Annotated in this window: 12 protein-coding genes; 8 read left to right on the forward strand and 4 right to left on the reverse strand. The window is 70.1% G+C overall.

Annotated features, from left to right (window positions below; genetic code table 11):
- Positions 1-244 precede the first annotated feature (244 nt).
- Positions 245-1,258: a LacI family DNA-binding transcriptional regulator gene (locus ABIA38_RS12480; protein ID WP_424638620.1), complete on the forward strand. Its 1,014-nt coding sequence runs from the start codon at positions 245-247 to the stop codon at positions 1,256-1,258.
- 10 nt (positions 1,259-1,268) lie between these two features.
- On the opposite strand, the gene ABIA38_RS12485 is transcribed toward ABIA38_RS12480, so the two are convergent.
- A complete protein-coding gene (locus ABIA38_RS12485) occupies positions 1,269-1,871 on the reverse strand; it encodes a GNAT family N-acetyltransferase (protein WP_424638621.1) in 603 nt (200 codons plus the stop codon).
- A 234-nt stretch (positions 1,872-2,105) separates the two neighbouring features.
- Between ABIA38_RS12485 and ABIA38_RS12490 the strand changes: the two genes are divergently transcribed.
- From ABIA38_RS12490 to ABIA38_RS12515, 6 genes are all read left to right on the forward strand, one after another.
- Positions 2,106-3,110, forward strand: coding sequence for an ABC transporter permease (locus ABIA38_RS12490; RefSeq protein ID WP_424638622.1), 1,005 nt, complete (start codon positions 2,106-2,108; stop codon positions 3,108-3,110).
- Between the two features lie 41 nt (positions 3,111-3,151).
- On the forward strand, positions 3,152-4,909 hold the full coding sequence (locus ABIA38_RS12495) for an ABC transporter substrate-binding protein (RefSeq protein ID WP_424638623.1): 1,758 nt from the start codon (positions 3,152-3,154) through the stop codon (positions 4,907-4,909).
- Positions 4,910-5,017: 108 nt separating this feature from the next.
- Positions 5,018-5,995: an ABC transporter permease gene (locus ABIA38_RS12500; protein WP_424638624.1), complete on the forward strand. Its 978-nt coding sequence runs from the start codon at positions 5,018-5,020 to the stop codon at positions 5,993-5,995.
- Positions 5,992-7,026 (forward strand): ABC transporter ATP-binding protein, encoded by a 1,035-nt coding sequence (locus tag ABIA38_RS12505; protein WP_424638625.1) that lies wholly within the window; start codon positions 5,992-5,994, stop codon positions 7,024-7,026. The genes ABIA38_RS12500 and ABIA38_RS12505 overlap by 4 nt, the downstream gene beginning before the upstream one ends.
- Positions 7,023-8,063 (forward strand): ABC transporter ATP-binding protein, encoded by a 1,041-nt coding sequence (locus ABIA38_RS12510; protein WP_424638626.1) that lies wholly within the window; start codon positions 7,023-7,025, stop codon positions 8,061-8,063. The genes ABIA38_RS12505 and ABIA38_RS12510 overlap by 4 nt, the downstream gene beginning before the upstream one ends.
- A gap of 97 nt (positions 8,064-8,160) precedes the next feature.
- Entirely contained in the window at positions 8,161-9,078 is a 918-nt protein-coding gene (locus ABIA38_RS12515) for a TolB family protein (protein ID WP_424638627.1), read from the forward strand.
- 46 nt (positions 9,079-9,124) lie between these two features.
- Here the strand turns inward: ABIA38_RS12515 and ABIA38_RS12520 are convergent, their stop codons facing one another.
- Entirely contained in the window at positions 9,125-9,955 is an 831-nt protein-coding gene (locus ABIA38_RS12520; protein ID WP_424638628.1) for an SAM-dependent methyltransferase, read from the reverse strand.
- A 219-nt stretch (positions 9,956-10,174) separates the two neighbouring features.
- On the opposite strand from ABIA38_RS12520, the gene ABIA38_RS12525 reads away from it, so the two are divergent.
- Positions 10,175-11,470: a L,D-transpeptidase gene (locus ABIA38_RS12525; RefSeq protein ID WP_424638629.1), complete on the forward strand. Its 1,296-nt coding sequence runs from the start codon at positions 10,175-10,177 to the stop codon at positions 11,468-11,470.
- A gap of 62 nt (positions 11,471-11,532) precedes the next feature.
- Here the strand turns inward: ABIA38_RS12525 and ABIA38_RS12530 are convergent, their stop codons facing one another.
- Complete coding sequence (locus ABIA38_RS12530; protein ID WP_424638630.1) at positions 11,533-12,321, reverse strand: 3-oxoacyl-ACP reductase; 789 nt, start codon at positions 12,319-12,321, stop codon at positions 11,533-11,535.
- Positions 12,318-13,673 carry an aldehyde dehydrogenase family protein gene (locus ABIA38_RS12535; protein WP_424638730.1) on the reverse strand — a complete coding sequence of 452 codons (1,356 nt, stop codon included), beginning with the start codon at positions 13,671-13,673 and terminating at the stop codon, positions 12,318-12,320. The genes ABIA38_RS12530 and ABIA38_RS12535 overlap by 4 nt, the downstream gene beginning before the upstream one ends.
- Between the last annotated feature and the right edge of the window lie 38 nt (positions 13,674-13,711).

The raw sequence follows: 13,711 nt of genomic DNA on the forward strand, positions 1-13,711 counted from the left end.
GAGCGCTCCATTCGGTTGGAGCGCTCCATCGGTGTAGCCTTCGTCGCACGATCGTGCCATCGTGCTGCCACCGGGTCGCCGGGGCCGACCGGGCCGGGGGCGCGGCGCCGGGTGGGGTGGGTCGCGGTGGTGCGGGTCGCGATCTCGCCGAGGCGCGCGTGTCGTTCGCGCCGTGCGTGTCGTGCACGTGGTTCGTGTCGTGCGCGTGGCTCACGTGGTTCGCGTCGGAGAAAGGTGAGCATCAGTGTCCGGTCCCACCCTCGAGGACGTCGCCGCCCGCGCCGGGGTCTCCCGTTCCCTCGTGTCGCTGGTCATGCGCGACTCGCCCAAGGTCAGCGCGGGCCGCCGGCAGGCCGTCCTGGCCGCCGCCCGCGAGCTGGGCTACCGGCCCAACCTCAACGCCCGCACGCTGGCCACCGGCAGCAGCAGCACACTGGGCGTGCTGATCTCGGATCTGCACAACCCCTACTTCGCCGAGGTCGTCGACGGCGTCGAGGCCGCCGCGCGGGACCACGGCATGGACATCGTCCTGGGCACCGGCGGACGCCGCCCGGCGCACGAACGGCGCAGCCTGGAACGGCTTCTCCAGTTCCGCCCGGCCGGCCTGGTGCTGCTCGGCCCGGTGGTGGCGACCGCCGCGATCGAGGAGGCCGCCGAGCAGGTGCCCACCGTCCTGGTGGCCAGGGGCGTGCGCGCCGCGCACGTGGACACCGTCAACGACGACGGCGCCACCGGATCGGCGCTGGCCGTGGAGCACCTGGCCGCGCTCGGCCATCGCGACATCGTGCACGTGGACGGGGGCCACGGCTCCCAGGCGGCGGTCCGTCGCCGCGGCTACGAACAGGCCATGCACCGGCTCGCGTTGCAGCGATACCTGCGCGTGGTGCCGAGCGAGTACACCGACACCGGCGGCGCCGAGGCCGCCCGCGCCCTGCTCGCCGGCGGCACCCTCCCGACGGCCATCGTCGCGGCCAACGACGTCAACGCGGTCGGCATCATCGGCGAACTGTCCGAATCCGGCGTACGGGTGCCCCGGGACGTCTCGGTGGTCGGCTACGACAACACCCACTTGGCGGGCCTGCGGCACATCGGCCTGACCACGATCAACCAGCCCCGGGAGGAGATGGGCCGACTGGCCACGGAAACCCTCCTCCAACGCCTGCGCGGCGAACGCACCCGGGCGGCCCGCCACCTGCTGCATCCGGCCCTGGTGATCCGCACCAGCACCGGCGCCCCCAGGGCGACACCCGGGGCATAGCCGACCCGGGTCACCAGAGCTTGTCGATCTCCCCGGGATACAGCTCGATGTCGCAGTGCTCGAACGATGCCCGGGCCCGGATGGCATCGGCCGAGAAGAAGCTCGCCATGGTGACCTTGTCGAAGCCGGGTCGATCGCTGCGGAAGGGCGCGGCCCGCGTGCCGCCGATCAACACCGCACCGGGGAGCACCTCCCAGCCCGCCTGCTCGTAGAACGCCCGGAGCGGGCGGTCACACGTGAACAACCCCAAGTCGAAGCCGCCGGCGAGCATCTCCTCCCGGGCCGCGGCCACCAGGCGCCGACCGTGCCCCTGCCCCCGCGCCGCCGGCCGGGTCACCACGGTGCTCAGCCCACCGACGGCGAAGTGCCCACCGGTGTGCGCGAGTTCCTTGGCCAGGATGTCCAGCGCGGCCACCACCACGCCGTCGTCGTCCACGAGCAGCATCGACAACGGCCGCAGCGCCGGGTCATGGCTCGGCCCGATCGCCGCCACACCCTCGGCAGGCTCGGGCAACGGCCATGCCTGGTCCTGGAGTTCGACCACCTGGACGCGCAACTCGGGCGGCGTCGCCGGCTCCGGGAAGCACCGGATCCGCGGTTCCACTTCGTTCACCTCAGTACCATGTCACATTTCTCTAACGTTCCACCAGCCTCGATTCGATCACGGCGAGAGGTGGATCGCGCGGCAAAACCGCAGGTGGATGGTAAAGGAAAAGTAAATACAATGTCGCACCTCAAATGTGACACTGCTATGTCTTGACCCGTAGGCGTGCGTTGACCAGAGTCCCCACCACCACTCGGCCACTTCAGCAACCAGATTCCGCCGCCTCCCGAGAGGCCCGCCGTCATGACCACCCTCGCGCCCAACCCAGATCCGACCGATCTCGCGGACCCTCCCGCCGTCGGTCCCGCCCCTGCCGGACTCCGTCCCGCGCAACTCGCCTGGCGTCGCTTCCGCCGCGACCGGGTCGGCATCGCCGCCGGCTGCGTCGTCGCGCTCTTCTTCGTCGCCGGCCTCGGCGCCCCGCTGTTCGCCAACCTGTACGGAAAGGACCCCTACACCACCTACGGCCAGAACCAACACGGCCTGCTCAACGAGTTCGGCTTCCCCATCGCGCCCAACGGCGGCATGTCCGGCGACTACTGGCTCGGCCTGGAACCGGGCCTGGGCCGCGACGTACTCACCCAACTCCTGTACGGCATCCGCACTTCGTTGCTGATCTCGCTCGCGGTGGTCGCGATCGTCACCGTGCTCGGCGTGGTGATCGGAGTGACCGCCGGCTACCTCGGCGGGCGTACCGATTTCCTGGTCGGTCGGTTGATCGACGTGATGTTGAGCTTCCCGGCGACGCTCTTCTTCATCGCCTTCACCCCGGTGGTCACCTCGCTGCTGACCAACCCGGGCGAACAGATGTCGCCCCTGCTGCGGGGCACGATCATCGTCGCCGTGCTCTCCGCGTTCGGTTGGGCGAGCGTGGCCCGCCTGCTGCGCGGCCAGGTGCTCTCGCTGCGCACCCGCGAATACGTGGAGGCGGCCCGGGTGCTCGGCGCCTCGCCGATGCGCGTGGTGCTGCGCGAGCTGCTGCCCAACCTGGTCACCCCGATCCTGGTCAGCGCCTCGATGGCGGTGCCCGCGTACGTGACCACCGAGGCGGCGCTGTCCTACCTGGGCGTGGGCATGGTCGAACCCACCCCCGACTGGGGCCGGATGTTGCTCAAGGGTGCCGAGGTCTACCGGACCGACATCACCTACATGTGCGTTCCCGGCATCACGATGCTCGTCTTCGTCGTGGCCTTCAACCTGCTCGGCGACTCGGTGCGCGACGCGCTCGATCCCAAGAGCGACCGCTGAGCGATCAGTTCCCGCGCTGCCCGCAACCCTCGGAAGGAACCATGAACCCTCGTCCCACCACCAGACTCGCCGCGCTCACCGCCGCGCTCGCCCTCGGCGCCGCCGCCTGTAGCAGCGGCGGAGGCGGCTCGTCCGACGACGGCAAAACCCCGAACAAGGCCCCGGAGGCCAAGGTCCGGGCCGTGAGCATCGGTACCGCCGCCGACTCGAAGGGCCCGGCCAAGCCGATCCCCGGGGCCAAGTCCGGCGGCACCGCCAAGGTGTTGGAGCGCACCGACTTCAACCACCTGGACCCGGCGCGGGTATACGTCTCGCACGAGCAGACCGTCGACCTGCTGCTCACCCGTCAGCTCACCACCTACAAACAGGACGGCGACCAGACCGTCCTGGTCGGCGACCTGGCCACCGACACCGGATCGAGCCCCGACGGCGGCAAGACCTGGAAGTTCACCCTCAAGGACGGGCTCAAGTACGAGGACGGCTCGCCGATCACCGCACAGGACGTCAAGTACGGCGTGGAGCGCTCGTTCGCCAAGGAGATCACCGGCGGCCCGACCTGGATCCAGGAGTGGCTGACCGGCACGGCCGACATCCGCTCGGTCTACGACGGTCCGTACAACGGCCGTGAACTCGACGCGATCCGCACCCCCGACGAGCGCACCATCGAGTTCGCGCTCGCCTCGCCGCACGGCGACTTCCCGTTCGCGGTGGCGATGCAGACCTCCACCCCGGTGCCGAAGGCCAAGGACACCAAGCTGGAGTTCGACAAGCACCCGTTGTCCAGCGGCCCGTACAAGATCTCCGCCCGCGACATCGACAAGTCCATGACGCTGGTGCGCAACGAGAATTGGAACGCGGATACCGACTCGGTCCGACATGCCTACCCCAACCAGTGGAACTTCGAGTTCGGCATGCAGACCCAGCAGATCAACGAGCGGCTGATCGCGGCCAACGGCGACGACAAGAACGCCATGACCTTCCGGGCCAACGTCGGCCGTGAGGTCGCCCAACAGGTGCTCACCACCCCGGACCTGAAGGCGCGCACCGCCGACGCGGGCACCCCGTTCACCGAATACTTCGAGATCAACAACAAGCGGCAGACCAACGTCAAGGTGCGCCAGGCGCTGATCGCGGCGTTCCCCAAGGAGCAGGTACGGCAGATCCTCGGCGGCCCGGCCTACGGCGAGTTCGCCACCACGCTGATGGGCCCGACCGTGCTCGGCTTCGAGAAGTACGACCTGGCCGGCGTGCCGCCCACCGGTGACATCGCCAAGGCCAAGGCACTGCTCGCCGAGTCGGGCACGCCCAACCCCACGATCGTCTACGCCTACAACCAGACGCCGATGTGGGAGCAGGTGTCGGTGACCATCGTCCAGGCGCTCCAGCAGGCGGGCTTCAAGGTGGTCCCGCAGCCGGTCAACGACAAGAGCTACTACACCGAGATCGGGCACGTCGACAACAAGTACGACCTGTACTGGTCCGGTTGGGGCGCGGACTGGCCGAGCGCCGCCACCGTGCTACCCGCCAAGTTCGACGGCCGCAAGATCGCCGACGACGGCACGGAGTACAACCTGTACAACAACCCGGCGATGAGCGCCGAGATGGACCGGATCACCGCGCTGCCGGACGTGGTCGCCGCCGGCAAGGAGTGGTCGAACCTGGAGAAGAAGATCATGGCCGACGCGCCGGTCGTGCCATTCGTCTACCGACGCCAGTTGACCCTCTACGGCCCCGGCCTGGGCGGCCCCAGGGTCGGCTTCATCGGCTCGACCTACCCGACCGACGTCTGGGTCAAGTAGGTCCCCGTCCGACGCGGGCGGTCCCGGTCTTCCACCCGGGACCGCCCGGCGCGTTCCCGATGACCCGCCAAAAAACCCGCCCTCGGTCCGAATTCCTGCGAGGACCCCATGCTCGGCTTCCTGGTGCGCCGACTGCTCGGCGCGATACTGATCCTGCTCATCGTCTTCACCGTCACCTTCCTGTTGTTCTTCGCGATGCCGGACGACCCGGCCCGGTTGTCCTGCGGCAAGACCTGCACCCCCGAGACACTGGCCGCGATCCAGACCAACATGGGTCTGGACGAGTCGATTCCGATGCAGTACTGGCACTACATCACCGGCGTCTTCGCCGGCCGCGACTTCGGCGACTCGCACTGCGCGGCGCCGTGCCTGGGCTACTCGTTCGTCAACCACGAGCCGGTGCTCGACACCCTGCTCGACCGTTTCCCGGCGACCCTGTCCCTGGCACTGGGCGCCTCGGCCTTCTTCCTCGGCGGCGGCATCGCCATCGGCATGCTGGCCGCGCTGCGCCGCGGTACCTGGCTGGACAAGTCCACGATGGCGTTCTCGCTGATCGGGGCTTCGGTGACGATCCAGTTCCTCGGGGTGATCGCCCGCTACGTGTTCGTCGACGAGTTGCGCTGGTTGGACAAACCCGAGTACATCCCGTTCACCGACGATCCGGGCAGGTGGTTCGCCGGACTGCTGTTGCCCTGGCTGACGTTGGCCTTCGTGCAGGCCGCGGTGTATGCCCGGCTGACCCGGGCGTCGATGATCGACGCGCTCGGCGAGGACCACGTACGGACCGTGCGGGCCAAGGGTTTGACGTTTCGTCAGGTGCATTTCAAGCACGCCTGGCGTGGTGCGATCACCCCGGTGGTCACCGTCTACGGCATCGAGCTGGGCGTGTTGCTCGGCGGCGCCGTGGTCACCGAGACCACGTTCAACGTGCAGGGCATCGGCAAGCTGGCGGTCAACGCGGTGGCCAACTCCGATCTGCCGATGATCACCGGCGTGGTACTGATCGCGGCCACCGCGATGGTGCTCGCCAACGTCGTGGTGGATGCCGTGTACGCCCTCATCGACCCCCGGGTGCGTGTCTCGTGAGCCCCTTCCTCGAAGTCCGCGACCTCAAGGTGCGGTTCGCCACCGAGGGCGGCGTGGTCAAGGCCGTCGACGGCGTGTCCTTCACGCTGGAGCGCGGGAAGACGCTGGGCATCGTCGGCGAGTCCGGCTCCGGCAAGAGCGTCACCAACCTGACCCTGCTCGGCCTGCACAACCCGGCCCGCACCACGGTGACCGGCAGCGCGCTCCTGGACGGGACCGAACTGATCGGCGCGCCCGAGCGCACGCTGCGCGACCTGCGCGGGCGCCGGATCTCGATGGTGTTCCAGGACCCGTTGACCGCGCTGTCCCCCTACTACCCGGTGGGCGCGCAGATCGCCGAGACCTACCGCCGGCACACCCGCGCCGGGCGCAAGGAGGCCGCCGTGCGAGCCGTCGAGATGCTGGACCGGGTCGGCATCCCGCAGCCCGACCGGCGCGCCCGCGAGCATCCGCACCTGTTCTCCGGCGGCATGCGGCAGCGCGCGATGATCGCGATGGCGCTGGTCTGCGAGCCCGACCTGCTGATCGCGGACGAGCCGACCACCGCGCTCGACGTCACCGTGCAGGCCCAGATCCTGGAGTTGCTCGCCGAGTTGCAGGCCCAACTGGGCACCGCGATCATCCTGGTCACCCACGACCTGGGGGTGGTCGCCGATGTCACCGACGACGTGCTGGTGATGTACGCGGGGCGCGCGGTGGAGCGGGGCAGTGCGGACGAGGTGCTCGGCGCGCCCAGGCATCCGTACACCCGGGGCCTGCTCGCCTCGGTGCCGAGGCTGTCCGACGACGTGGACGTACCGCTGCAACCGGTGCCCGGCTCCCCGCCGAGCCTGCTCGCGCCGCCGCCGGGTTGTGCGTTCCACCCGCGCTGCGCGCAGGTGATCGAGGGGTCCGAGTCGCCGTGCCGCACGCTGCTCCCGGTGCTCACCCCGGCAACGACGGCCCAGGGGCACGCCGCCGCCTGCCATCTGCAGTCGGCCGACTCGACGGTGTGGCCGATCGATCAGGAAGAGCAAGGAGCCACCGCATGAGCACAACCGAGGCGCCCCTGCTCGAAGTCGAGGGGCTGACCAAGCACTTCCCGGCGAACGGGACCCTGTTCGGCCGCCGGGGCGGCGCCGTGCGCGCGGTCGACGGGATCGACCTGACCGTCGGCGCCGGGCAGAGCATCGGCCTGGTCGGCGAGTCGGGGTGCGGCAAGTCGACCACCGGACGGCTGATCACCCGGCTCCTGGAGCCGACCGAGGGCACCATCCGCTATCAGGGCCAGGACATCGCGCACACCTCGCGGCGCGGCCTGGCGCCGATCCGCGCGCAGATCCAGATGGTGTTCCAGGATCCGTACTCCTCGCTCAACCCCCGCCACACCATCGGCCGCATCCTCACCGCGCCCCTGGAGATCAACCGGATCGACCCGCCGGGCGGGCGGCGCCGCCGGGTCGAGGAACTCCTCGCCACCGTCGGGCTCAACCCCGAACACCGCAACCGTTTCCCGCACGAGTTCTCCGGCGGGCAGCGGCAACGGATCGGTATCGCCCGGGCCTTGGCCGCCGAACCCAAGTTGATCGTCGCCGACGAGCCGGTGTCCGCGTTGGACGTGTCCATCCAGGCACAGGTGATCAACCTGCTCGGCGAGTTGCGCAACGAGCTGGGCATCGCCTTCGTGTTCATCGCGCACGACCTCGCGGTGGTCCGGCACTTCTGCGAGCGGGTCGCGGTGATGTACCTCGGGCGCGTGGTGGAGATCGCCGATCGCGCGTCCCTGTACGGCGACGCGCACCACCCGTACACGCATGCCCTGCTCTCCGCGGTGCCCGGCAGCACGATGCCCGACGGCAGCAAACGCGAACGCATCCTGCTCACCGGCGATGTCCCCAGCCCGATCGACCCGCCCTCGGGTTGCCACTTCCGCACCCGCTGCCATAAGGCGAAGGACGTCTGCGCGACCAAGGCACCGCCGCTCACCGCCCTCGACGGCCGCCCCGACCACCGGGTGGCCTGCCACTTCCCCGCCCCCGCCGAGGTGCTGCTGCCGACGCCCGCCCGACGGTTGGCGAAGACGCCGTGACGGGTCTTGCTGCCGGCACCGACGGCCTGACGCCGCACCAGGGCGGGCCCGGTGCCAGGATGAGGCCCGACTGATCACACCGAGGTGCGGAGGAACAGTGGCGATACACCCTCCCTGGGAGTTGGCACTCGACACGGTGCGGGAGCGGCCGGTCCGGCGCGCCCGGCTGCTGCTCGTCGTGGGGCACGCACGCGGGCGAAGCACGGTGGTGTTGGACGCGGACAGCGGGGAGTTCGTCGGCATCCCGGGCGCGCCCGCGGGCGCGGCCACCGAGACGTTGTCCCTCTCGCCGGACGGCACACAGGTGGTGTTCCGGACGAAGGCGCGCTTCCGGTCGACCCGGAAACTGGTCGTCCACACCTTGGCCACCGGTGCGCAACGCAGCTTCGACGCGCAGGCGGACGGTACGCACGAGTCGGCCGCACTGTCCCCGGACGGCTATTCGCTGGCCACGATCGGGGACCTGGGCGACGACACGTTCGTGGACGTGACCGACCTTCGCACCGGCACCCGGCGGCGGTTGTGGTCGGGCGCGGGCATGGCGTCGATGGACGGCGCGCTCGGCTGGTCCTTCGACGGACGGTTGCTGGCCGGCTCGTACACCACGCTCGACGGGGACGGCGCGAGCATCGTGCTCGATGCCCGGGACGGCCGGGTGGTGCGCCGTTACGAGGCGATGTCGATCCTGCCCGGCCCCAACGGTGCCTGGCTCGGCGAGCACGAACTGGTGCTGACGCCGGACGAGTTCGAGGAGGAGATCGCGCCGATCCTGGTCGCCGACGTGGCCGAGGGCGACTGCCGCCGGCACGAGGGGCGACGGGCCTGGCACGGCCTGTGGGCCGCGATCGACGGCCGACTCGTGCACGTCGAGGGCGGCGAGCCGGCCGTCGACGGGGTCCGGATGTACACCACCGACCTCGACGGCACCGACCCGCGCCCGTTCCTGACCATCGCTCCGGGCGCCGGATTCACGCTGTTCGACCACGCGCCGCGCTCGGGGAGTTGGTCGTACTGACCCGGGGCGGCGGCCGACCCGTTCGACCGCCGCCTTCGAGCACCGATCAGGGTTTGCGGGCGATCCCGCCCAGGAGCAACGTGCCCGAGACCGGCAGCGGATCGGGCACCTCCTCGTCCGGGCGCCACAGCGGCAGGTTGACCAGGCCGGGTTCGACCAGGGTCAGTCCGTCGAAGTACGCGTCGATCTCCTCCCGCGAGCGGAACCGCCCGGTGTTGTGCGCGCCGTGCAACATCTCCTCGATCACCGCCGCCTCGGGGGTGCCGTTGGCCCAGAAGTGGGTCAGGAACAGGTAGCTCCCGGACGGCAGCGCGTCCAGGTAGGTCCGCACGATGCCGGCCGGATCCTCGTCGTCCTCCAGGTGGTGCACGATGGCCACCATCAGCAGGCCCACCGGCCGGTCCAGGTCGATCAGTTCGCGCACCTCGGGCAGCGCGAGCACGGCCTTGGGCTCGCGCGCGTCGGCGGTGACCACCCGGGTGCGCGAGTTCTCCTCGAGCAGCGCCCGCCCGTGGGCGAGCACGATCGGATCGATGTCCACGTAGACCACCGAGGCGAGCGGGTTGTGCCGTTGTGCGACCTGGTGGGTGTTCTCCGCGGACGGCAGCCCGGACCCCAGGTCGAGGAACTGGTCGATGCCCTGCTCGACCAGGAAGCGCACCCCGCGCGACAGGATCGCCCGGTTGGACAAGGCGCAGTCCCGGGCCCCGGGTACGACGGCGAGCAACTCGTCGGCCACCGCCCGGTCGATGGCGAAGTTGTCCTTGCCACCGAGTGCCGCGTCGTAGACGCGCGCGATGCTCGGCACGTGCACGTCGATCCCCCGCCTGCGCCAGTCCTCCGACCGGTCTTGCCGCACGTCGTCCTGATCACTCATGGATCCCCCTTGATCACGAACAGTTGTCGGAATGCGGCGCGATCCTATCGGCTGGGTGTCGCGACAGCAGTCGAACGAGCCGAACAGCCTTTACCGACACCCTCGTTCGGGCGTACCCGGTTCCCGGTTCGAGCCGTGACACATGTCATGCCGAGACGTCGTGACTTGTTCGAGCGGCAACACCGTCATCTCCTCAGGAACCACAATCGAGGGGAACGTATGCCGAACACCATCCGCGAGAGCCCGAGGAGGTCTCCCGCGCGGCGCGCTCGCCGCGTGTTGCCGACGCTGGCGCTGTGTGTCGCCCTACTGGGCGCGGGCGCGTGCAGCAGCGGCGGTGACTCGAAGGACGACAAGGGCAAGAGCGATACCAAACCCGCCGCTCAGGCCAAGGACTCCGGCGACGCGCCGAAGACCTCGAAGGCCGTGGTCACCATCGCCCCGCAGGACGGCGCGACCGGCGTGGCCACCGAGGGCGCCCTCAAGGTGACCGCGACCGCCGGGAAGCTGACCGAGGTCACCGTCAAGACCTCGGAGGGCAAGGCGGTCGAGGGTGCCATCACGCCGGACGGGGCCGGTTGGGCGCCGGCGGCGGCCCTACAGACCGGCACGAAGTACGCGGTGAACGCGACCGCCACCGATGCCGCCGGGTTGGTGTCGGCGATGCAGTCCTCGTTCACCACCCTCACCCCGGCGAACACCAACATCGGCCACTTCAACATCAATCCGGACAAGACCTACGGCATCGGCATGATCGTGTCGCTGAGCTTCGACAAGGCGGTCACCGACACAGCGCTGGTGAACCGGTCGGTGACGGTCACCTCGGATTCGGGGGTCGAGGTCAAGGGCCGCTGGTTCAAGAAGGACGCCACGAGCGAGCCCAACACGCGCCTGGACTTCCGCCCGGAGGACTATTGGCAGCCCGGCACCAAGGTCACCCTCCATCTGGACCTGGACGGCAAGCAGACCTCCCCGGGCGTCTACGGCAAGCAGAAGAAGAACGTCACCTTCACCATCGGCCGGGCGCAGACCAGCGTCGCGGACAGCAAGGCGAAGACTCTCAAGGTCACCCGCGACGGCAAGGTGATCAACACGTTGCCGGCCAGCCTGGGCAGTGACGAGTACACCACCTACAACGGCAAGATGTTGATCATGGCCAAGGAGGGCACGATCCGGATGTCCGGACAGAGCGTGGGCTTCGGCGCGAAGTCGTACGACATCCCGGATGTTCCGCACAGCATGCGGCTGAGCGATAGCGGCACCTATGTGCATGGCAACCACTGGTTCAAGGACAAGGCGAACCCGCCGTTCGGCCGGCTGAACACCAGCCACGGCTGTATCGGCCTGGAGGACGTGGTCGGCGGCGGCGACGCGTCCAAGGCCGGCGCCTGGTTCTTCGCGAACTCGATGGAGGGCGACGTGATCGAGGTGATCAACTCGCCCGAGAAGACGATCGCCGCAGACAACGGGTGGAGCGGCTGGACGCTGTCCTGGGCCCAGTGGACGGCCGGCTGAGCGTAGCGGCGCGTTGCGGGCCCCCTCGGCGCCTGTATGCGGAGGGGACCCGCACGCGGCACCTACATCGGGGTGACGTAGGCGCCCGCGATGCCGCCGTCGACCAGGAACTCGGCGGCGTTGACGAACGACGAGTCGTCACTGGCCAGGAACGCGACCGCGGCCGCCAGTTCCTCGGGTTCGGCGAAGCGGCCGACCGGGATGTGCACCAGTCGGCGGGCCGCCCGCTCGGGGTCCTTGGCGAACAGCTCCTTGAGCAGCGGTGTGTTCACCGGCCCCGGGCACAGCGCGTTGACCCGGATGCCCTCGCGCGCGAACTGCACGCCCAGTTCCCGGGACATGGCCAGGACGCCGCCCTTGGACGCGGTGTAGGAGATCTGCGAGGTCGCCGCGCCCATCACGGCCACGAACGACGCGGTGTTGATGATCGAGCCCTTGCCCTGCCGTTGCATGTACGGCAACGCCGCCTTGCAGCACAGGAAGACCGAGGTCAGGTTGACGTCCTGGACCCGGCGCCAGGCGTCCAGCCCGGTGGTCAGGATCGAGTCGTCGTCGGGCGGCGAGATGCCCGCGTTGTTGAACGCGACGTCCACCGAGCCGTAGGTGTCGAACGCGGTCTTGAACAGCGCCTCGACCTGCTCGGCGTCGGTCACGTCGACCTGCACAAAGAGTCCGCCCACCTCGGCGGCGGCGGCCTTCCCGGACGTCGCGTCGACGTCGGCGCACACCACGTTGGCGCCCTCGGACGCCAGGCGCCGGGCCGTGGCCAGGCCGATGCCGCTGCCCGCGCCGGTGACGACGGCGGTGCGGCCGACCAGGCGGCGGCATACGGGAGTGGTCTGCTCGGTCATTGGTTCTCCTCGGTACTGATGAACACGTTCTTCGTCTCGGTGAAGGCGGCCAGCGCGTCCGGCCCCAGCTCCCGGCCCAGGCCGGATTGGCCGAACCCGCCGAACGGGGTCGAATAGCGCACGCTGCTGTGCGAGTTGACGGACAGGTTGCCCGCCCGGACGGCCCGCGACACGCGCAGCGCCCGGCCCACGTCGCGCGTCCACAGCGACCCGGACAGGCCGTACGCCGTGCCGTTGGCCAGCCGTACCGCGTCCGCCTCGTCCTCGAACGGCAGCACGACGGCGACCGGGCCGAAGATCTCCTCGACCGCGACGCGCGCGTTTGCCGACTCGGGGGTGAGCACCGTGGCCGGATACCAGAAGCCCTTGCCGGTCGGGATCTCGCCGCGAATCGCGGCCGGTGCGTCCTCACGGACGTAGGAACGCACCCGTTCGCGATGCGCGGCCGAGATCAGCGGGCCCATCTGCGTCGCCGGATCGTTCGGGTCGCCGACCCGGAAGGCCCGGACCGCCGGTTCGAGCAGTTCCAGGAACCGGTCGTAGACGTCACGTTGCACCAGGATGCGGGTGCGCGCGCAGCAGTCCTGCCCGGTGTTGTCCAGGAACGCGCCGGGGGCGGCAGCAGCGGCGGCCTCGACGTCGGCGTCGGCGAAGACGATGTTCGGGCTCTTCCCGCCCAGTTCCAGGGTCACCCGCTTCACGCCGGCGGCGCATCGGGCCATGATGTCCTTGCCGACCGCGGTGGAGCCGGTGAACACCACCTTGGCCACGCCCGGATGCTCGACCAGAGCCCGCCCGGCCACCGGTCCGGCGCCGGGCAGCACCTGGAACAGGCCCTCGGGCAGCCCGGCCGCCAGGCCCAGTTCGGCCAGGCGCAGTGCGGTCAGCGGCGTGGTCTCGGCGGGCTTGAGCAACACCGCGTTGCCGGCCGCGAGCGCGGGAGCGAGTCCCCAGGCGGCGATCGGCATCGGGAAGTTCCACGGCGCGATCACCGCGACCACGCCCAGCGGTTCATGGAAGGTGACGTCCAGGCCGCCGGCCACCGGGATCTGCCGGCCGTTCAGCCGTTCCGCCCCGCCCGCCGCGTAGTCCAGCAGATCGCGGACGTTGCCCGCCTCCCAGCGGGCGTTGCCGATCGGGTGCCCGGCCTCGCGGACCTCCAACTGTGCGAGTTCCTCCAGGTGTTCGTCCACGACCACGGCGAACCGGCGCAACGCGCGCGCCCGTTCCCCGGGGGCGCGGGCCGCCCACCGCGCGGCGGCGCGGGTGGCCCGGGCCACCGCCGCGTCCACCTCGGGCGCGGTGGTGGCCCTGATGGTGGCCACCACCTCCTCGGTGACGGGGTCGACGATGTCGTGCTCGGCGGGACCGTCGTGCTGCTCGTGCTGCT

This window comes from Embleya sp. AB8, from assembly GCF_049739465.1.
Taxonomy (GTDB): domain Bacteria; phylum Actinomycetota; class Actinomycetes; order Streptomycetales; family Streptomycetaceae; genus Embleya.